At 67.0% G+C, this 18,265-nt stretch carries 18 protein-coding genes; 10 read left to right on the forward strand and 8 right to left on the reverse strand.

Annotated features, from left to right (window positions below; genetic code table 11):
* Position 1 precedes the first annotated feature (1 nt).
* The 6 genes from H3H55_RS19550 to H3H55_RS19575 all read left to right on the forward strand — a co-directional run bounded on the left by H3H55_RS19550 (position 2) and on the right by H3H55_RS19575 (position 6,317).
* Complete coding sequence (locus tag H3H55_RS19550) at positions 2–316, forward strand: sarcosine oxidase subunit delta (protein WP_129515706.1); 315 nt, start codon at positions 2–4, stop codon at positions 314–316.
* Positions 313–3,324 (forward strand): sarcosine oxidase subunit alpha family protein, encoded by a 3,012-nt coding sequence (locus H3H55_RS19555; RefSeq protein ID WP_193099837.1) that lies wholly within the window; start codon positions 313–315, stop codon positions 3,322–3,324. The genes H3H55_RS19550 and H3H55_RS19555 overlap by 4 nt, the downstream gene beginning before the upstream one ends.
* Positions 3,314–3,946: a sarcosine oxidase subunit gamma gene (locus H3H55_RS19560; RefSeq protein ID WP_129515704.1), complete on the forward strand. Its 633-nt coding sequence runs from the start codon at positions 3,314–3,316 to the stop codon at positions 3,944–3,946. Before H3H55_RS19555 ends, H3H55_RS19560 begins: the two co-directional genes overlap by 11 nt.
* Positions 3,943–4,383 carry a dihydroneopterin aldolase gene (locus H3H55_RS19565; RefSeq protein ID WP_047902481.1) on the forward strand — a complete coding sequence of 147 codons (441 nt, stop codon included), beginning with the start codon at positions 3,943–3,945 and terminating at the stop codon, positions 4,381–4,383. The genes H3H55_RS19560 and H3H55_RS19565 overlap by 4 nt, the downstream gene beginning before the upstream one ends.
* A gap of 255 nt (positions 4,384–4,638) precedes the next feature.
* Positions 4,639–4,965, forward strand: a complete 327-nt coding sequence (locus H3H55_RS19570; protein WP_080970706.1) for a helix-turn-helix domain-containing protein — start codon at positions 4,639–4,641, stop codon at positions 4,963–4,965.
* A complete protein-coding gene (locus H3H55_RS19575) occupies positions 4,965–6,317 on the forward strand; it encodes a HipA domain-containing protein (protein WP_193099838.1) in 1,353 nt (450 codons plus the stop codon). Before H3H55_RS19570 ends, H3H55_RS19575 begins: the two co-directional genes overlap by 1 nt.
* Positions 6,318–6,389: 72 nt before the next feature.
* On the opposite strand, the gene H3H55_RS19580 is transcribed toward H3H55_RS19575, so the two are convergent.
* Positions 6,390–7,463, reverse strand: a complete 1,074-nt coding sequence (locus H3H55_RS19580; protein ID WP_193099839.1) for an alkene reductase — start codon at positions 7,461–7,463, stop codon at positions 6,390–6,392.
* A 169-nt stretch (positions 7,464–7,632) separates the two neighbouring features.
* Between H3H55_RS19580 and H3H55_RS19585 the strand changes: the two genes are divergently transcribed.
* Complete coding sequence (locus tag H3H55_RS19585) at positions 7,633–8,508, forward strand: LysR family transcriptional regulator (protein WP_193099840.1); 876 nt, start codon at positions 7,633–7,635, stop codon at positions 8,506–8,508.
* 30 nt (positions 8,509–8,538) lie between these two features.
* Here the strand turns inward: H3H55_RS19585 and H3H55_RS19590 are convergent, their stop codons facing one another.
* The 6 genes from H3H55_RS19590 to H3H55_RS19615 form a co-directional block, all read right to left on the reverse strand.
* On the reverse strand, positions 8,539–8,949 hold the full coding sequence (locus H3H55_RS19590; protein ID WP_193099841.1) for a lysozyme inhibitor LprI family protein: 411 nt from the start codon (positions 8,947–8,949) through the stop codon (positions 8,539–8,541).
* A 40-nt stretch (positions 8,950–8,989) separates the two neighbouring features.
* The gene (locus H3H55_RS19595; protein WP_193099842.1) at positions 8,990–9,655 is read right to left on the reverse strand and encodes a lytic transglycosylase domain-containing protein; all 666 of its coding nucleotides are present in this window, start codon (positions 9,653–9,655) and stop codon (positions 8,990–8,992) included.
* 219 nt (positions 9,656–9,874) lie between these two features.
* Positions 9,875–10,639: an ABC transporter permease gene (locus H3H55_RS19600; protein WP_129515697.1), complete on the reverse strand. Its 765-nt coding sequence runs from the start codon at positions 10,637–10,639 to the stop codon at positions 9,875–9,877.
* Positions 10,636–11,583 (reverse strand): ABC transporter ATP-binding protein, encoded by a 948-nt coding sequence (locus tag H3H55_RS19605; protein WP_193099843.1) that lies wholly within the window; start codon positions 11,581–11,583, stop codon positions 10,636–10,638. The genes H3H55_RS19600 and H3H55_RS19605 overlap by 4 nt, the downstream gene beginning before the upstream one ends.
* Positions 11,580–12,758, reverse strand: a complete 1,179-nt coding sequence (locus tag H3H55_RS19610) for an ABC transporter permease (protein WP_129515695.1) — start codon at positions 12,756–12,758, stop codon at positions 11,580–11,582. Before H3H55_RS19610 ends, H3H55_RS19605 begins: the two co-directional genes overlap by 4 nt.
* A complete protein-coding gene (locus H3H55_RS19615) occupies positions 12,755–13,678 on the reverse strand; it encodes an ABC transporter substrate-binding protein (RefSeq protein WP_193099844.1) in 924 nt (307 codons plus the stop codon). The genes H3H55_RS19610 and H3H55_RS19615 overlap by 4 nt, the downstream gene beginning before the upstream one ends.
* Positions 13,679–13,842: 164 nt before the next feature.
* On the opposite strand from H3H55_RS19615, the gene H3H55_RS19620 reads away from it, so the two are divergent.
* Complete coding sequence (locus H3H55_RS19620) at positions 13,843–14,772, forward strand: 2-hydroxyacid dehydrogenase (RefSeq protein WP_193099845.1); 930 nt, start codon at positions 13,843–13,845, stop codon at positions 14,770–14,772.
* Between the two features lie 100 nt (positions 14,773–14,872).
* Here H3H55_RS19620 and H3H55_RS19625 read toward each other — a convergent pair whose 3' ends face one another.
* Entirely contained in the window at positions 14,873–16,837 is a 1,965-nt protein-coding gene (locus H3H55_RS19625; protein WP_193099846.1) for a Xaa-Pro dipeptidyl-peptidase, read from the reverse strand.
* On the opposite strand from H3H55_RS19625, the gene H3H55_RS19630 reads away from it, so the two are divergent.
* Positions 16,830–17,102, forward strand: coding sequence for a hypothetical protein (locus H3H55_RS19630; RefSeq protein ID WP_193099847.1), 273 nt, complete (start codon positions 16,830–16,832; stop codon positions 17,100–17,102). The two genes, H3H55_RS19625 and H3H55_RS19630, sit on opposite strands and share 8 nt — an antisense overlap.
* Before the next feature lie 342 nt (positions 17,103–17,444).
* Complete coding sequence (locus H3H55_RS19635) at positions 17,445–18,257, forward strand: hypothetical protein (protein WP_193099848.1); 813 nt, start codon at positions 17,445–17,447, stop codon at positions 18,255–18,257.
* The last annotated feature ends 8 nt before the right edge of the window (positions 18,258–18,265 follow it).

Raw genomic sequence — 18,265 nt, forward strand, 5'->3', positions numbered from 1 at the left:
CATGTTGCTGATCGAATGTCCGTGGTGCGGGCCGCGCGCCGAATCCGAGTTCTCGTGCGGCGGCGAAGCCGACATCGTGCGCCCGGTCAATAACGAGAACATGACCGACCGCGAGTGGGGCGAATACGTGTTCATGCGCGAGAACAAGCGCGGGCTGCACAAGGAGCAATGGCTGCATGCGCAGGGTTGCCGCCGCTGGTTCAAGGCCACGCGCGACACGGTGACCTACGATATCAAGGGCTACGAAAAGTTCGGTGGGGCTGCCATCAGTGGCGCAGCTGCCGGCAACGCACACGAAGAGGGCACGAGCAAATGAGCCAGAAAGACCGTCTCGGCACCGGTGGCCGCATCAATCGCGCGATTCCGTTGACCTTCACGTTCAACGGCCGCACGTACCAGGGCTTCCAGGGCGACACGCTCGCGTCCGCGCTGCTCGCGAACGGCGTGCACTTCGTCGCGCGCAGCTTCAAGTACCACCGCCCGCGCGGGATCGTGACGGCGGACGTCGCGGAACCGAATGCCGTCGTGCAGCTCGAATCGGGCCCGTACACCGTGCCGAACGCGCGCGCGACCGAAATCGAGCTGTACCAGGGGCTCGTCGCGACGAGCGTGAACGCCGAGCCGACGCTCGAGAACGACAAGTACGCGATCAACCAGAAGTTCTCGCGCTTCCTGCCGGCCGGCTTCTATTACAAGACCTTCATGTGGCCGCGCAAGATGTGGCCGAAGTACGAAGAGAAGATCCGCGAGGCGGCCGGTCTCGGCAAGGCCCCTGAAGTGCTCGACGCCGATCGCTACGACAAGTGCTACGCGCATTGCGACGTGCTCGTCGTCGGCGGCGGCCCGTCGGGTCTCGCGGCCGCGCATGCGGCGGCCGTGGCCGGTGCGCGCGTGATCCTCGTCGACGATCAGCGCGAACTCGGCGGCAGCCTGCTGTCGTGCCGCGCCGAGATCGACGCGAAGCCCGCGCTGCAGTGGGTCGAGAAAATCGAGGCCGAGCTGCGCAAGCTGCCTGACGTGACGATCCTGTCGCGCAGCACCGCGTTCGGCTACCAGGACCACAACCTCGTGACGGTCACGCAGCGCCTGACCGATCACCTGCCGGTGTCGATGCGCAAGGGCACGCGCGAACTGCTGTGGAAGGTCCGCGCGAAGCGCGTGATCCTCGCGACCGGCGCGCACGAGCGTCCGATCGTGTTCGGCAACAACGACCTGCCGGGCGTGATGCTCGCGTCCGCCGTGTCCACCTACGTGCATCGCTTCGGCGTGCTGCCGGGCCGCAATGCGGTCGTGTTCACGAACAACGACCGCGCGTACCAGGCCGCGCTCGACCTGAAGGCATGCGGCGCGAAGGTGACGGTCGTCGATTCGCGCGCATCGTCGAACGGCGCGCTGCCGGCCGCTGCCAAGCGGCAGGGCGTGACGGTGATGAGCGGCGCGGTCGTGACGGCTGCGTCGGGCAAGTGGCGCGTGGCGTCGGTCGACGTCGCGTCCATCACCAACGGCCAGGTGGGCGGCAAGCTGCAGACACTGCCGTGCGATCTCGTCGCGATGTCGGGCGGCTTCAGCCCCGTGCTGCACCTGTTCGCGCAGTCGGGTGGCAAGGCCTGCTGGAACGACGAGAAGGCGTGCTTCCTGCCGGGCAAGCCCGTGCAGGCGGAGGCGAGCATCGGTGCGGCGGCGGGCGAATTCGGCCTGGCGCGCGCGCTGCGGCTTGCGGTCGATGCAGGCGCGGAAGCGGCGAAGGCGGCGGGCTTCACGGCCGCGCAGCGCCCGGTCGCGCCGCAGGTTGCCGAAACCGTCGAAGGTGCACTGCAGCCGCTGTGGCTCGTCGGCAGCCGCGAGGGCGCGGCGCGCGGGCCGAAGCAGTTCGTCGATTTCCAGAACGACGTGTCGGCCGCCGACATCCTGCTCGCCGCGCGCGAAGGCTTCGAGTCGGTCGAGCACGTGAAGCGCTACACGGCGATGGGCTTCGGCACCGACCAGGGCAAGCTCGGCAACATCAACGGGATGGCGATCCTCGCGCAGGCGCTCGGCAAGACGATTCCGGAAACGGGCACGACGACGTTCCGCCCGAACTACACGCCGGTGACGTTCGGCGCGTTCGCGGGCCGCGAGCTCGGCGATTTCCTCGACCCGATTCGCAAGACCTGCGTGCATGAATGGCACGTCGAGCACGGCGCGCTGTTCGAGGACGTCGGCAACTGGAAGCGGCCGTGGTATTTCCCGAAGAACGGCGAGGATCTGCATGCGGCCGTGAAGCGCGAATGCCTCGCGGTGCGCAACAGCGTCGGCATCCTCGATGCATCGACGCTCGGCAAGATCGACATCCAGGGCCCCGATGCGGTCAAGCTGCTGAACTGGATGTACACGAACCCGTGGAACAAGCTCGAAATCGGCAAGTGCCGCTACGGGCTGATGCTCGACGAGAACGGGATGGTGTTCGACGACGGCGTGACGGTGCGCCTCGCCGACCAGCATTTCATGATGACGACCACGACGGGCGGCGCGGCGCGCGTGCTCACGTGGCTCGAACGCTGGCTGCAGACCGAATGGCCCGACATGAAGGTGCGGCTGTCGTCCGTCACCGATCACTGGGCGACGTTCGCGGTGGTCGGCCCGAAGAGCCGCAAGGTCGTACAGAAGGTGTGCCAGGACATCGACTTCGGCAACGAAGCGTTCCCGTTCATGAGCTACCGGAACGGCACCGTTGCGGGCGCGAAGGCGCGTGTGATGCGGATCAGCTTCTCGGGCGAGCTGGCCTATGAATTGAACGTGCCGGCGAATGCGGGCCGCGCGGTGTGGGAAGCGCTGATGGCCGCGGGCGCCGAGTTCGACATCACGCCGTACGGCACCGAGACGATGCACGTGCTGCGCGCGGAGAAGGGCTACATCATCGTCGGGCAGGACACCGACGGTTCGGTCACGCCGTACGACCTCGGGATGGGCGGGCTCGTCGCGAAGTCGAAGGACTTCCTCGGCAAGCGCTCGCTGGCGCGCTCGGACACCGCGAAGGAAGGCCGCAAGCAGTTCGTCGGCCTGCTGACCGAGGACGAGCAGGTCGTGCTGCCGGAAGGCGCGCAGATCGTCGCGAAGGACACGCAGGTGTCGGCGGTCGATCCGACGCCGATGATCGGCCACGTGACGTCGAGCTACTACAGCCCGATCCTGAAGCGCTCGATCGCGCTCGCGGTGGTGAAGGGCGGCCTGAACAAGATGGGCGAGAGCGTCGTGATTCCGCTGGCCAACGGCAAGCGCATCACCGCGAAGATCTCGAGCCCGGTTTTCTACGATACCGAAGGGGTGCGTCAGCATGTGGAATGAAACGAGAAACCAGACGCAGGTGGCGGGCGCGGGCGGCGTGACGCTTGAATCGCCGTTCGTCGGCGCGGCCGACGTGCTGAAGACGCACCAGGCGCGCGCGTCGAAGAAGTTCGCGCTGCGCGAGCGGCCGTTCCTCGATCTCGTCAACGTGCGTGGCGAGTTGAGCGATCCGGCGTTCGTCGCCGCGTTCGAGCGCGTGGTCGGCTGCCGGCCGCCCGCGGAGCCGAACACGATCGTGCGCGGCGCCGAGTACGACGTGCTGTGGCTCGGTCCCGACGAATGGCTGGTGCGCTCGAACGGCCCCGTGCAGGCCGGCGTGCTCGAGGCCAGGCTCGCGGAGGCCGTGCAGGGTTCGTATGCGGCGGCCGTCGATGTCGGCAGCGGCTATACGGTGGTCGAGATCAGCGGCGAACGCGTGCGCGACGTGCTTGCACGCGGCTGCCCGCTCGATTTCCATCCGCGTGCGTTCAAGCCGGGTCAGTGCGCGCAGTCGCACTACTTCAAGACGTCGATCGTGCTGATCCCGACCGGCGACGATGCGTTCGAGATCGTCCTGCGCCGCAGCTTCGCCGACTACTTCGTGCGCATCATGCTCGACGCGGCCGCGCCGCTCGCGTCATGAAGCCGTTCGACGAACCGTTCGTGGCGATCGACGCGCCGCGCCTGCGCGGGCGCGGCTGGAGCGTGTTCGTCGACGAACTGAAGGTGCCTGCGCGGATCGGCATTCACGCGCACGAGCATGAAGCGCCGCAGCCGATCGTGATCGATGCGCGGCTCGGGTATCGCTGCGAGCCGAGCGAGCAGGGCGAGTGGATCGATTACGACGGCTATTGCGCGCGCGTCGCGGCGTTCCTGTCGCACAAGCCGCATACGCGGCTGCTGGAGACGCTCGTTGCCGATATCGCGGTGCTGTCGTTCCGCGAATGGCCGGCGCTGGAGTCGCTGACGCTGTCGGTGTACAAGCCGAAGATCCGGCCCGGTACGAAGCGCGTCGGCGTGTCGCTCGACTGGACGCGTGGGGATTATTTGCGGTGGACGGGGGCGGCAGGGCAGATTTGAGCGGGGCGGGTCGGAGAATCGATCGACGGAAACGGCGGAGGGACGTCGGTCGGTTCCAATCGGGCGGTGTAGCTTGCCGCTCGAATTAATTCCTGAAATATAAGAACAATGTGTCAGTAGCGACCACATTCGCTATTATTCCTGAAATATCGGAATAATTCGCCGTTTCGTGTTTGCGTGAGTATAATTCCGGTATTCTCGTAACTATGCTGTCGAGCGTGACTGACAGCACTTTGTTCCTGAAATTCCGGAATTATGGCCCGCACCTTACCGCATCCGATCGCGACCCCTGACCCGCTTGCACTGGATCTGGCAACGCTGGGGGCGCTCGTCCGCAATCGGCGGGCGCAGAGCCGAATGCGCATCGACGACGCGGCCGATATGCTCGGTGTCTCCAAAGACGTGCTGTCGCGGCTGGAAAACGGCCGCGCAGTGAGCCTCGACAAATTGTTCAAGGTGCTCGACGGCTTCGGTCTCAATCTGCTCGTCGTGCCGAAACGCGAAGTGCCGGTGGCCCGCAAGGCGTTGCACGAGCACATGGCGGCGCAGGCCGTGTCGGCGGAGTCGCAGGAGGGCGCCTGATGGTTCATCGCCTGGCCATTTCGACCAACGCCACGCCTGTCGGTCAGTTGACTTACGATGCCCGCCGGGACGATTACGGCTTTTCGTACGATCCGGCGTGGCAGGCGCGCGCCGACGCGTTTGCGTTGTCGCCGTGCATTCCGCTCGACGGTGGCCCGCTACCTGCCGGCGCGGTCCAGCGCTTCATCGGCAACCTGCTGCCCGAGGGCCGCGCGCTCGAAGTGGCCGCGGCGATGTATCAGATATCGAAGGACAATGTGTTCGGTTTGATCCGAATGCTCGGGAAGGAGCCTGTCGGCGCGTTGAGTTTCTTCCCGGACGACGATGCCGATGCGCAGGCGCCGGAGGCCCTCGAATCCGTGCGGCGCGTGATATCCGCGGAAGAGTTGACCGATCGCATTCGCAAACGTGATGCGATTCCGTTTCCCGTCTGGGACGATCAGGTCCGGCTGTCGATTGCAGGCCACCAGGACAAGCTACAGGTACTGGTCGAGGGCGAGCAATTCGCGCTCGTCGAGGGGGCGCTCAGCAGCACGCATATTCTCAAGCCCGAGTCCCAAAACCCGCATGCTCCGTTCATGGTTGCGAACGAGCATTTCTGCATGACACTGGCCGCCCGAATGGGATTGCCGGTGGCACATGTCGAGATTCGGCGCATCCCGGAACCCATTCTGCTCATCGAACGATTCGACCGAATCGTGACGACCGAACCGGACGATCCGCAACGCGTCCGCGCGGTGCGGCGTCTCCATATCATCGACGGATGCCAGGCGCTGGATTTGCCGGCGACGCTCAAGTACGAACGCAACCTCGGCAACAATGCGGACGTGCGTAATATTCGCGAGGGCGTGAGCTTCGAGAAGCTGTTTTCGTTGACGCCGAGTCTCGAGACTCCAGCGGTTGCCCGCGCAGCGATGCTTCGCTGGGCGCTGCTGCAATTGCTGATCGGCAACAGCGACGCGCACGGCAAGAATATTTCGTTTTTCGTCAGCAGCGGCGGTCTGGATCCGGCGCCGCTCTACGATCTCGTTTGCGTCAACGTGTACGGTGACGCGTATGTCCAGGATATGGCGATGGCTTTCGGGGATGTTTTCCGAACGGAGGAACTGACCGCTTTTGCGCTGGCGGATTTTGCGCATCGTGCGCAAATCCGGCCGTCGTTCGTCGCACGTGAATTGACAAAGATGGCGACGCTGGCGAGGAAGCTGGCTCCCGAGTTGGCGGAGTCCGGCGTGTATGCAGGCGAGGAGCGTGCCTGGGTGCGCAATATTTCGGAGTACGTGTGTGCTCAGGCCGACCGTACGTTGCGTATTGCTCCCATGATTTCCAAGGTAAACGTCGACCTTCTTTGATATCGGGCGATTAACGGGCGACGCTGCGACACCCGATTCAGCGTGTCGCAGCGACCGCCCTATGCGAATGCGTTACGCCGCAGCCGTGCCGCTCAGCGCCGGATAGTCGACATACCCGCGCGCATCGCCGCCGAAGTACGTCGCGTGTTGCGCGTCGTTCATCGGCGCGCCCGTCTTCAGCCGCGTGACGAAATCCGGATTGGCGAGCACCATCTGCCCGTAGGCTTCGAGATCGGCAATGCCCGCTGCGACATCCGTCCCGATCGCGTCGCGCGCGCGGCCCGGCCGGTTCAGGATCAGCGTGCCGCTCCAGCGTTCGCGCAGGTCGGCCAGCAGCGCATCGTCGCCGTGGTGCATCACGTGCACGTAAGCGAGGCCGAGTGGGTCGAGCTGCGTCGCGAGATAACGGTACAGATCCGGCCCTTCCGCGCCTTCGTCAATGCCCCACATCGTGTTGCCCGGCGACAGGCGGATCGCCGTGCGGTCCGCGCCGATTTCGTCGGCGATCGCCGTCGCGACCTCGATCGCGAAGCGGGCGCGATTCTCGATCGAACCGCCGTAGACATCGCTGCGCGTATTGGCGCTCGGCGCGAAGAACTGCTGGATCAGATACCCGTTCGCGCCATGGATCTCGACGCCGTCGGCGCCGGCTTCGATCGCGCGGCGCGCGGCGAAGCGGAAATCATTCACGGTGTCGCGCACTTCGTCCGTCGTCAGCGCGCGCGGCGCGGGAATGTCCTGCATCCCCGTCGCCGTGAACATCGGCACGCCCGGCGCGATCGCCGACGGCGCAACGCCCTGACGATGATGCGGCGTATTGTCGGGATGCGACATGCGCCCTGCATGCATCAGCTGAATGAAAAGACGGCCGCCGTGCGCATGCACGCGATCGCTGACCGCCTTCCAGCCGGCGACGTGCGCATCGGTGTAGATGCCGGGCGTCATCAGGTAGCCCTGGCCGTCGTCCGACGGCTGCGTGCCCTCGGTGACGATCAGGCCGAGGCCCGCGCGCTGCGCGTAGTACTCGGCAGCCAGTTCGCCGGGCGTGCCGTCGAATGCCGCGCGGCTGCGCGTCATCGGCGCCATGACGAGGCGGTTTTGCAGCGTGTAACGGCCGACACGGGCCGGGGTGAACAGTGCGTCCATGATGCGTGCTCCTCTAGGGTCGGGTCACGGCACCGGGGCGATGCCGTATCGGGCGCCGGCCGCGCATCGTTGCGCGAGCCTCGCTGCCATGGACACATCATCCATTGCTTCCTTTTCGAGATAAATATGGTAGTTTGGATAACATTGATCCATTGATGGAGCAGTGGGCGTGGAACTGCTGAACGACATGGCGTTGTTCGTGGAGGTCGTGAAGGCGAAGGGCTTTCGCAGTGCGGCCGACGCGCTGGGGATGCCGAATTCGACGCTGTCACGGCGGATCGGCGCGCTGGAAAAGGCGATCGGATTGCGGCTGCTGCATCGCACGACGCGCCGCATCGAGCTCACGGAGGCCGGGCAGCTGTATTTCGAGCGCTGCAAGCGCATCGTCGACGAGGCGCGGCTCGCGCACGAGCAGCTCGGCGAACTGCTGGCCGAACCCGCGGGCGTGCTGCGCGCGTCGTTTCCGGTCGATTTCGCGGTGATCTACCTGACGCCGCTGATCGTCGAATTCGCGAACCTTCACCCGAGGCTGACCTTCGATTTCGAGCTGACGTCACGGCGCGTCGACCTGGTGAGCGAGCCGTTCGACGTCGCGATCCGCATCGGCGAATCGGCGGATTCGCAGCTCGTCGCGCGGCGGCTCGCGACGTTCCGCAATCAACTGTATGCGTCGCCGCGCTATCTCGAACGCGCGGGCGAGCCGCTCGAACCGGACGACCTGAAGCGGCACCAGTGCCTGAGCGTGCAGCGCGTTGCGACGTGGGCGTTGCGTGACGGCGTGCGGGAAGTCGAGGTGCCGGTGGACGGGCGGTTCGTCGTGAACAGCGTCGGCATGAACCGGCAACTGGCCGTACACGACACGGGGATCATTCAGGTGCCGGAGGCGGTGGTGGCCGACGACGTGGCCGCCGGACGGTTGCGTCGCGTGCTGCCCGAATGGGAAGGCGCGGCCGTTCCTGTCTATGCGATGACGGAAACGCGTTTGTTGCCCGCGAAGACGCAGATTTTCATCGAGTTTCTGCGCGAGCATTTCGCGCAGGCGTGACGGGCGGGTGTGCGGACGTTCGTCCGTCGTTCACTTCTGCGCCGGTTGCGGCGCGTCCCCCTGCGCTTCCCATTTCTTCAGGATGCGCACGCGCGCCTGGCTGAAGTCGACCCAGCAGTTCATCCACGCGTCGTCCGGGATCATCTGTTGCGGATTGGCGGCCTTGACGTAGTTGCAGGTGTCGCTCGCGAAGCTGAGCCAGCTCGCCTGCGATTTCGCGAGCTGTTTCGCCGCATCGGGGTTGCGTTGCCGGGTCTTGCGTTCGAGCGTGCGGTACGCGCGTTCCACTTCCTGATTGTTGTTGTCGAGGATGCAGTTTCGCACCGCGTCCATCGTCGACCCCTGCTGTTCGCAATCGACCGCGGCGATCGCGGAGGCAGCGCCGCTCGCGAGCGCGGCGACGACGAGAAGGCGGGCAGCGTGCCGGATTGCGTCGCGCATGTGCAGGACAAGTCGCAAGGGAGGGCGTGCTCGCTCGCGCCTACTGCGTGTTGCGAGCCGACGTCGATGTCGACGACGTGTCGTTGACCGGCACCATCCGCGCCTTCGTGTCGTTCGCGGTTTTCGCATCGTCGGGTTCGAGCACGAACCGGAACGAATCGACGCGCTGCATCACCTTCGCCGCATACGCATTCGAACCGCCATAACTCTTCAGCCCGGCCTGCACGTTGCCGCCGGCCGCCCTTACGTAGCCCGACAGGATCGCGGACCCGGCTTCGACGTTCGCGTTCGGCTCCGTCAGGTCCTTCACGTTGCGCAGCAGGCCGCGGTGCGCGGCCGGCACGACCTGCATCAGCCCCGTCGCGCCATGCTGGCCGCGTGCCTTTTCCTGGAAGCGCGATTCGATCGAGATGATGGCGTAAACGAGTGCCGGCGGCAGCGAATATTTCGTCGCTGTGACGCTCACGATATCGGCGAGCTTCGCGGCTCGTTCCTTCGCGACACCGAATTTCTTCGTCAGGTAGGACGTGATGCGACGGTTTGCTTCGTTCGGCTGATCGTTGGCGTTGGCGAGCGGCGCGGATGCGACGGCCGGTGCCGATGCAATCGCTTCGGGCGCGGACGCAGGCAGCGCGGGAGCTTGTTGCGCCGATGCCTGTTGCGCGATGCCGAACGAAAGCACGATTAGCGAGAGAAACCGTCGCATGGTGAAGTGCGGGGAAATGGGAGGCGCATAGTATATCGGCCAATGGCCACGGGTTGTCGAACGCCGGCTCGAATGAAAGCGGCATGTAGGCTTGTTTCGGTGCACAACGATTCGATGGGGCGATCGTTGCGCGGACACGCATCGTAGTCCGGATAAACGCCACGCGATCGCGCGCTGACGTTTTTTAACACACGCTTAAAGTGTGCTGCACCGCAAACCTTACGCGCGCCGCGCGGTCGCCACCCGCGCAATCGCGCCGATCGCATCGCTGACCAGCACCGCAAGCAGCCCGACGATCAGGCCGCCCTGCAGCACGAACGCGGTATTCGACGTCTGCAGGCCCGCGATGATCACGTCGCCGAGCCCGCGCGCGGCGACCGTCGAGCCGATCGTCGCGGTGCCGAGATTGATCACGACCGCGAGCCGGATCCCGTTGACGATCACCGGAAACGCGAGCGGCAGTTCAACCGACACCAGTTGCTGCCAGCCGCTCATCCCCATTCCGCGCGCGGCGTCGACGACGTCGCGCGGCACGTCTTCGAGCCCGGCGATCGTGCTTTCGAAAACGGGCAGGAGTCCGTACAGAACGAGCGCGATCAGCACCGGCTTCAAGCCGAAACCGACGGCCGGCACCGCGAGCGCGAGCACGGCGACCGGCGGGAAGGTCTGGCCGATATCGACGACGCTGCGCGCGACCGGCAGGAAATCCGCGCCGGACGGCCGCGTGACGAAGATCCCGGCGGTGACCGCGACGATCGTGCCGATCAGGCTCGACAGCGCGACCGTACCGAGATGCGCGAGCGTGAGGTCGAGCAGGCTCGCGCGATCGTAGATGACGGGCGCGCCGTTGTCGGCGAACGGTGCGAAGAGGCCCTGCAGCCACACGGGGCGCAACAGCAGCACGAGCAGCAGCGCGAACGCGGCCGCGCGGGCCGCGTAGGCGGGAAACGCCGAGCGCGTCGGCCGCACGCCGCGCGCCGTCATGCGGGCTTCCGCGCGTGCGCGCGGATCGCATCGAGCGTGATGCGGCGCGCGCCGGGTTCGTTGCGGCCGTCGACATCGTCGACCGGCAGCGCATCGACGCCGCGCCACAACAGTTCGGACACCGCATCGCGCAGCGTGCGCGTCGCGGCGATCGGTTCACCGTCGGCATGGCCGGGTTCGGCCACCGCGTCGATCGGTGTCAGCGCAAGCAGGCGCAGCGGCCGGTCGACGCCCGCGACGAGCTGCTCGACGACGCCGGCCGTCGGCTTGCCGAGAATCTCGGCCGGCGACGCGACCTGCAGCAGCCGTCCGCCGTCCATCACCGCGATCGTGTCGCCGAGCTTCAGCGCTTCCTCGATATCGTGCGTGACGATCACGACCGTGATGCCGAGGCGGCGCTGCAACGCGAACAGGTCGTCCTGCGCCTTGCCGCGAATGATCGGGTCGAGCGCGCCGAACGGCTCGTCCATCAGCAGCATCGCGGGCTCGGCCGCGAGCGCGCGCGCGACGCCGACGCGCTGTTGCTGGCCGCCGGACAGTTCGTGCGGCAGCTTGTCCGCGAATTCGGCCGGCGCGAGATGGAACAGTTCGAGCAGCTCGTTCACGCGCGCGCCGATGCGATCCGACGGCCAGCCGAGCAGGCGCGGCACGGTCGCGATGTTGCGCGCGACGCTCCAGTGCGGAAACAGCCCGTGGCCCTGGATCGCGTAGCCGATGCCGCGCCGCAGCTGCTCGGGCGCGACGGTCGCCGTATCGACGCCGTCGATGCGGATCGTGCCGCTGGTCGGTGCGATCAGCCGGTTGATCATGCGCAGCAGCGTCGACTTGCCGCTGCCCGATGCGCCGACGAGCGCGGTGATCGTGCCGCGTTTGATCGTCAGCGAGACGTCGTCGACGGCGACGACGTCGCCGAAGCGTTTGCCCGCACGTTCGATCTCGATCATCCTGCACGTCCCTTCGCGAGCGACGTCGCGGCTTCAAAAACTACGGCCGCCGCCAGTGCGAGCGCGATCGTCGGGATCGCGCCGAGCAGCACGAGATCGGCGGCCGATTGCCCGATCCCCTGGAAAATGAAGGTACCGAAGCCGCCGCCGCCGATCAGCGCGGCGACCGCGGTCAAACCGATGTTCTGTACGAGCACGATGCGCACGCCGCTCAGGATCACCGGCAGCGCGAGCACGAGATCGACACGCAGCAGCCGCTGCGCGCGTGTCATGCCCATCGCGCGCGCCGCTTCGGTCACGTGCGGCGGCACTTGTTCGAGCCCGACCACGACGCTCGACGCGATCGGCAGCAGCGAATACAGGAACAGCGCGAGCACTGCCGGCGCGACGCCGATGCCGCGGATGCCGAGCGCGGCCGCGAGCGGCACGTGTGCGGCGAGCACGCCGAGCGGTGCCATCATCAGCCCGTACATCGCGATGCTGGGAATCGTCTGCACGATATTGAGCACGGGCATCGCGACGGTCCGCACCGCCGCGACGCGTGCGCAAGCGATGCCGAGCGGCACGCCCGCGACGAGTGCGGCCGCAACGGAGCCGCCCGCGAGCGACACGTGCCGGATCGCCTCGTTCCAGAAATCGTCGCTGCGCACCGCGTATTCGCGCATCACGGAGAGGCCGTCCCACCAGCCGCTCGCAAGCGGCGCGGATATCGCGGCAATCGCGACGACGAGCGCGACGAGCCGCCGCCACGGACCGAACGAGAGCCGCGCGAGCGCGTCGGCGACGAGCACCGCCCACGCGAACAGCAGCAGCCAGACCCCGGCGGCGGGCGACACGCGCGCAAGCGTGTCGTCGGGTGCCACGACGTGCGTCGCGATCGCACCGACCGCATAAGCGAGCGTCGCGAGCCACGTGCAGCCGGCCGCGAGCCGCCACGCGGGGCGGCTTGCCGTCATCGTCCACAGCGCGCCGACGATCCACAGCGCGGCGAGCGCTGCACCCTGCATGGCGGGCAGCGCGGCGAACAGCGACAGGTCGGTGCCGGCCGCGATCCGGTTCGGCCGCAGCACCGCGAACGGCAGGCCGAGCACGGCGACGATCGTCAGGACACCGATCAGGATGCCGACCTTGTCGAGTGTCACGCGCCGCGCGGACGCCGCCGCGCGATCGGTCATTTAACGAAGCCCTTCGATTTCAGATAGTTTTTCGCGACGCCGGCTGCCGGCTCGCCGTTGATCTGGATACGCGCGTTCAGCGACTGCAGCGTCTTCAGGTCGAGGCTCGCGAACACCGGCTTCAGGTAGTCGGCGATCTGCGGATGCGCTTTCAGCACGGCTTCGCGGATCACGGGCGTCGGCGCATAGACGGGCTGCACGTGCTTGTCGTCGTCGAGCACCGCGAGGCCGCTCGACGCGATGCCGCCGTCGGTGCCGTAGACCATCGCGGCGTTCACGCCGTCGGTCTGGTTCGCGGCGGCCTTGATCGTCGCGGCCGTGTCGCCGCCGGACAGCACGACGAGCTGCTCGGGCTTCAGCTTGAAGCCATAAGCCTTCTCGAATGACGGGAGCGCGGACGCGCTGTTCACGAATTCGGCCGACGCGGCGAGCTTCACCTTGCCGCCGCCCGCGACCCACTTGCCGAAATCGGAGAAGGTCTTCAGATGCTGCGATTGTGCGACGGGCGCGAGCACGGCGACGCCCCACGTATTGTTCGCGGGCGCCGGCGCGAGCCAGACGAGATGGTTCGCCGCGTAGTCGAGCTGCTTCGCGGTGTCGTAGCTCTTCGCGGCGTCCTTCCACACGGGATCGTCGGCCTTGTTGAAGAAGAACGCGGCGTTGCCCGTGTATTCGGGGTAGATGTCGATCTCGCCGCTCGTGAGCGCCTTGCGCACGATCGGCGTCGCGCCGAGCGCGATCTTTTCGGTGACGGCGATGCCGTGGGCCTTCAGCACCTGCGCGATGATGTTGCCGAGCAGGTTGCCTTCGGTGTCGATCTTCGACGACACCACGACGGGCGTGTCGGCGTGCGCGCCGGGCGCGACGAGGGCGGCGGCGAGCGCGAGGCCCAGGATCCGGGCGGGCAGGGCGAGCTTCATTGGCCAATCTCCAGAGCGGGGGCGTAGGCCGAAAGTTACTTGACTGAACGGGCTTTGGCAAACCGCGTGCGGCGGCGCGTCCACAGCCCGTGTGGGGATAACCCGCATCCGTCACGCGGGCTTGCTACACTGAAATCCATTCCCGCCTGCGGACACTTCCTGCCATGAAGCCCGAGTTGCTGGTCCTCATCGCATTGCGCGGCGACGCGCATCGCGAGATCGCCGCGTCGTTCGACGTGCGTTATGCCCCGACCCCCGAGGAGCGCGAACGCGCGATCGCCGAATCCGGCGGCACGATTCGCGCGGTGCTGACCAACGGCAGCACGGGCCTGGCCGCTGCCGAGATCGATCGGCTCCCGCAACTGACGTTCGTCAGCGCGCTGGGCGCCGGCTACGAGCACATCGACGTCGCGCATGCGAAGGCGCGCGGCATCACCGTGGTCACGGGTGCGGGCACCAACGACGATTGCGTCGCCGATCACGCGTTCGCGCTGCTGCTCGCGGCGGTGCGCGGCGTCGTGCGGCTCGACGCGAAAACCCGCGCGGGCGTGTGGCGTGAGGGGTTGCCGATGCCGCCGAACGTGTCGGGCAAGAAGCTCGGCATCGTCGGGCTCGGCAAGATCGGCGAGAAGTGCGCGCGCCGTGCGGCCGGCTTCGACATCGAGATCGGTTATCACAACCGGTCGGCGAAGCCCGTTCCTTACCGCTATTTCGACCGGATCGACGCGCTCGCGCAGTGGGCCGATTTCCTGATCGTCGCGACGCCGGGCGGCGCGGACACGCGGCACCTGATCGATCGCGCGGTGCTCGATGCGCTCGGCCCCGGCGGTTTTCTCGTCAACGTGTCGCGTGGCAGCGTCGTCGATACCGCTGCTTTGGCGGATGCGCTGCGCGAAGGGCGCATCGCGGGTGCCGGGCTCGACGTGTATGAAGGCGAACCCGAGCCGCCGCGCGCGCTGACGGATCTCGACAGCGTCGTGCTGACGCCGCACATGGGCGGCTGGTCGCCCGAGGCGCTCGATCGTTCGGTGCAGCAGTTTCTCGACAACGCGGCGCGGCATTTCGCGGGGCAGCCGGTGCTGACACCCGTTTGAGTCGCGGTTGAATCAAGTCTTGCGGCGATCACGCGATGCGGACGGCGACCGACGTCGAGAAGACGCCGGTCGCCGTCCGCGTTGAGTCACGCGAGCGCGCTCAGGACGAAACCGACGCGAGCGGCACCGTGACCGACGTGCCGGCCGGATCGAGCGTCAGGCCCGTGCCCGGCGTCGGCCGCAGCGTCGCCTCGTTGTCGCTCGAGAGGACGACGAGGCTCAGCCGGTGGCCGGCCTCCAGCTTGTAGTCGCGCGGCATGAACGTCAGCTTCAGGTCGTACGGCATCCCGGGCAGCACGGGTTCCGACAGCCAGTCGGACAAGCGGTTGCGCGGGTCGGTCCATGCGCGCGTGACGATCGTGGCCGTGCCGTCCGGCGCGCGGTCGACGAGCAACGCCGTCACGTTGGCCACACCCGTGAAGGTCAGCCTGACGCGTGCGGTCGCGGCGCCGGACAGCCGCGTCGCGGCCGTGAGCGGCGCGGTCTCGAAGCGGCTGCGGTTTTCGCCGGTCGGCGCGTTCGCCAGCGTGAGCGCGGTAATGCGCGCATCGTCGGTGAAGCGTGCGAGCGGGCCGCCGGTCGGCATCCGCAGCAGCGTGCCGGTGCCCGTGCCGTCGCCGCCCGCGAAATACGTGACCGGCGTGGCATGACGTGCGGCCCAGTCCGCTTCCTTCAGCAGCTTGCCGTCCGCCTGCTCGATCACCGCGCGCGGATCGTGTTCGACGCCGTTGTCATAGCCGATCAGGTAGCGCGTAAACCACCGGTTCACCTCCGCGGTCCATGCGTCGGCCATCGCCGGCACGCGTGACGGATCGGTGTGCTTCAGGCGGTGCAGCCACAGCTGCGTCGGCACGCCCTGGCGCCGCATCGCGAGATACCACGAGGTCGACTGGTCAACGCGCACGTTGTCGTCGGTCAGCCCCTGCGCGACGAGCGCCGGCGCGACCGCGAACGCGGTCGGGATGTCGCGCGCGGCCCAGAACGGCGAATAGTCGCCGGTCTTGCGGTCTTCCTGCTGCAACGCTTCATCGATCAGATGCGTGCAGCGCTCCGGGTGCGCGTTCGTCAGCAACGCCTTGATATAGACGTCGACGTCCTCGCCCTGATAGCCCTCCGGCGCACGCACGAGCCCGCCCGAGCGGTAGTAGCCGTACATGTTCGTCAACCCGGCGACCGGCACGATCGCGTCGAGCCCGCGCGTGCGCAGGCTCGCGACCATCTTCGGCAGCGTGCCGTCGTACGACACGCCGTACATGCCGACGTGGCCCGTCGACCAGTTCGCGACGACCGTCTTGCCGTTCGCGTCCTTCGCGGTCGCATCGCGGCCGAGCCAGCGGATCACCGACGCCATCGCGACCGATTCGTCGCGCGTCAGGATCGTCGGGCAGCCGTCCGAGCCGGCGGTGCCGAGCGAATCCGCATAAACGATCGTGAAGCCGCGCGGCACGAAGTAGCTTTCGATCCACGAGCGCCCGGCGGCGGCGGCTTCGACCTGTTGCAGCATTCGCACCTGCGGCGCGGCAGCCATGATGCGCGCGGACGCCGATGCGGATCCGGACGCGGATGCGTTCGCGGCCGGATGCGGCGTGCCGTCGAGCTCGACGTCGACGTTGTGGTCGGGGCTGTCGGCAAGCCCGGCGTAGTACGGGCTCGCGAGCACGATGACGGGCGTGCGTGCGCCATTCGCGGTTTCGGCCGGGCGCACGATGCGCACGTGGATGCGGTCGCGCGTGCCGTCGCCGTCGGAATCGACCGGCGTGTCGACCCACGCGTTCTCCTCGATCGTGCCGCCCGACAGCGACGGCTGCACCTGGCCGTTCGCGATCACGGGCCGGTAGCGCCCGCCGCTGGCCGAGTTGGCGTACGGGACGCCGGACGGCGAAACGCGTGACGCCAGCGACTGCTTGTCAGCCGCCGATGCGGCGGCCCCCTCCTGTTGGCCCTGCGCAAGCGCGGAGGCGCCCGCCACGCTGCCGCCGTCGTCGCCGCCGCAGGCGGCGAGCGTTGCGGCCGCAACGAGCGCGGGAAGCCACGCGCGCCGCAATCCGGTTCGATGAATGTTCATTTCGACCTCGTTCTTGTTCGTGATTGTCGTGAACCGGCCGGCTCGCGATATGCCCCCTGCGGCCTGGCCGGGTGCTGCGTCGGATGAAGCGGAACTGCACCTTCGAAAGCGCCGGGCGACATGCCCGGGTGTCACGGCCGGTGTCGACGCGCGTCACGCGGCGCGCAACCCGGCGAGCGCCGGGGCAATCGCATTGCCCCGACCGGAAAGCGTCAGCGCGGCAGCGGGTTCGGGCCGCGCGATCGAAGCCATGCCGATGGCATGACGCGAATGCAGGAGTACGAATCAAATGCAGGCATGCCCGACCTTCCTTCAGGTTTCAGATGAAACGGAACGGCACGATGCGATGAGGCGGGGATGTTGCGAACAGCGGTGCTGCAACGGCAGGAAAGCGCGACGCACGTCGGCGTGGCTGGCCGGTTTTCTTTCCGGAAGCTTGCGCAAACTTATCTCAGTGAAATCTTGGTGTCAAACTTTTTTAGTTTGTATCAAACAAAGTTTCTAATCGCGTATCGCACGTCGTCGACGATCCGGGCGGCATCGGTCTCAATTTCGCCGAAATCGGTCCGTAAACAATAAAAAACAGTCTGAAAGGAGAGAGAGGGCAATGACGATTTCGGTCACGGCGGCGGGCGGCCTTTCGCTCGCGCAGATGGCGCAGGCGGCGGCGCTCGATGGGCGCCAGCAGGCGGACACGGCGTCCGGGAAACCGGAGGACCTGCCGCTTGTGATCCGGGCACTCGATCAGGAAGCGATGCAGGCGGCGCGCATGAAGCAGATGTCGATCCTGGGCGACCTGACGACGAAGCTGCGCGGCGTCACCAGCCAGCTGGCGACGAGCATGCACGAGATCATCGCGAAGCGTCCGGATCTGGCCGACGCGCAGTTCGATTTCATGACCGACAACGGCCGGATCAAGGTCGTGTCGAAGACGATGACGGAAAGCGATCGCGCGTGGGTGGAGTCGACGCTGAACGCGAACGCGGGCCTCGTGCTCGCGACACGCGACTTTCACGAGCAGGCCGTCGACTTCGCCGAGCAGGGCGCTGCCGCGGTGGGCGACACGTTCACGGACGACGATCGCAAGGTGGCCAGCCAGCGCGCCGATGCGGACTTCCACTTCATGAGCGAGATCAACGCGTCCGTCGCGCGCAACCAGAAGTTCGAAGAGATCGGCGGGCATTTCACCACGCAGGATGGCGCGCGGCTGAAGTTCGAGCAGTCGGCCGGCAGCGCGCGCGGCACGCTCGCGTTGCTGGATACCGATCGTCAGTTGTCGTCGGGCGCGGCGGTTTTCGTCGACGATGCAGGTCAGAAGACGTACGGCAGGCGCGCGAACCTGATCGACGTCGGCCTGGGCGGCGCGTTCGAAGACATCCTGAACGGCAGCAACAGCGTCGGTTTCCACGAGATCGCGTAACGCCGCAC

Source organism: Burkholderia sp. Z1, from assembly GCF_014893795.1.
GTDB classification, from domain to species: domain Bacteria; phylum Pseudomonadota; class Gammaproteobacteria; order Burkholderiales; family Burkholderiaceae; genus Burkholderia; species Burkholderia theae.

Coding starts and splice junctions, on each gene's coding strand:
- H3H55_RS19610 (WP_129515695.1), bottom strand. CDS start 12,758: ATGACCGATCGCGCGGCGGCGTCCGCGCGGCGCGTGACACTCGACAAG.
- H3H55_RS19555 (WP_193099837.1), top strand. CDS start 313: ATGAGCCAGAAAGACCGTCTCGGCACCGGTGGCCGCATCAATCGCGCG.
- H3H55_RS19605 (WP_193099843.1), bottom strand. CDS start 11,583: ATGATCGAGATCGAACGTGCGGGCAAACGCTTCGGCGACGTCGTCGCC.
- H3H55_RS19570 (WP_080970706.1), top strand. CDS start 4,639: ATGGCCCGCACCTTACCGCATCCGATCGCGACCCCTGACCCGCTTGCA.
- H3H55_RS19615 (WP_193099844.1), bottom strand. CDS start 13,678: ATGAAGCTCGCCCTGCCCGCCCGGATCCTGGGCCTCGCGCTCGCCGCC.
- H3H55_RS19575 (WP_193099838.1), top strand. CDS start 4,965: ATGGTTCATCGCCTGGCCATTTCGACCAACGCCACGCCTGTCGGTCAG.
- H3H55_RS19560 (WP_129515704.1), top strand. CDS start 3,314: ATGTGGAATGAAACGAGAAACCAGACGCAGGTGGCGGGCGCGGGCGGC.
- H3H55_RS19630 (WP_193099847.1), top strand. CDS start 16,830: ATGTTCATTTCGACCTCGTTCTTGTTCGTGATTGTCGTGAACCGGCCG.
- H3H55_RS19600 (WP_129515697.1), bottom strand. CDS start 10,639: ATGACGGCGCGCGGCGTGCGGCCGACGCGCTCGGCGTTTCCCGCCTAC.
- H3H55_RS19580 (WP_193099839.1), bottom strand. CDS start 7,463: ATGGACGCACTGTTCACCCCGGCCCGTGTCGGCCGTTACACGCTGCAA.
- H3H55_RS19635 (WP_193099848.1), top strand. CDS start 17,445: ATGACGATTTCGGTCACGGCGGCGGGCGGCCTTTCGCTCGCGCAGATG.
- H3H55_RS19625 (WP_193099846.1), bottom strand. CDS start 16,837: ATGAACATTCATCGAACCGGATTGCGGCGCGCGTGGCTTCCCGCGCTC.
- H3H55_RS19565 (WP_047902481.1), top strand. CDS start 3,943: ATGAAGCCGTTCGACGAACCGTTCGTGGCGATCGACGCGCCGCGCCTG.
- H3H55_RS19595 (WP_193099842.1), bottom strand. CDS start 9,655: ATGCGACGGTTTCTCTCGCTAATCGTGCTTTCGTTCGGCATCGCGCAA.
- H3H55_RS19590 (WP_193099841.1), bottom strand. CDS start 8,949: ATGCGCGACGCAATCCGGCACGCTGCCCGCCTTCTCGTCGTCGCCGCG.
- H3H55_RS19620 (WP_193099845.1), top strand. CDS start 13,843: ATGAAGCCCGAGTTGCTGGTCCTCATCGCATTGCGCGGCGACGCGCAT.
- H3H55_RS19550 (WP_129515706.1), top strand. CDS start 2: ATGTTGCTGATCGAATGTCCGTGGTGCGGGCCGCGCGCCGAATCCGAG.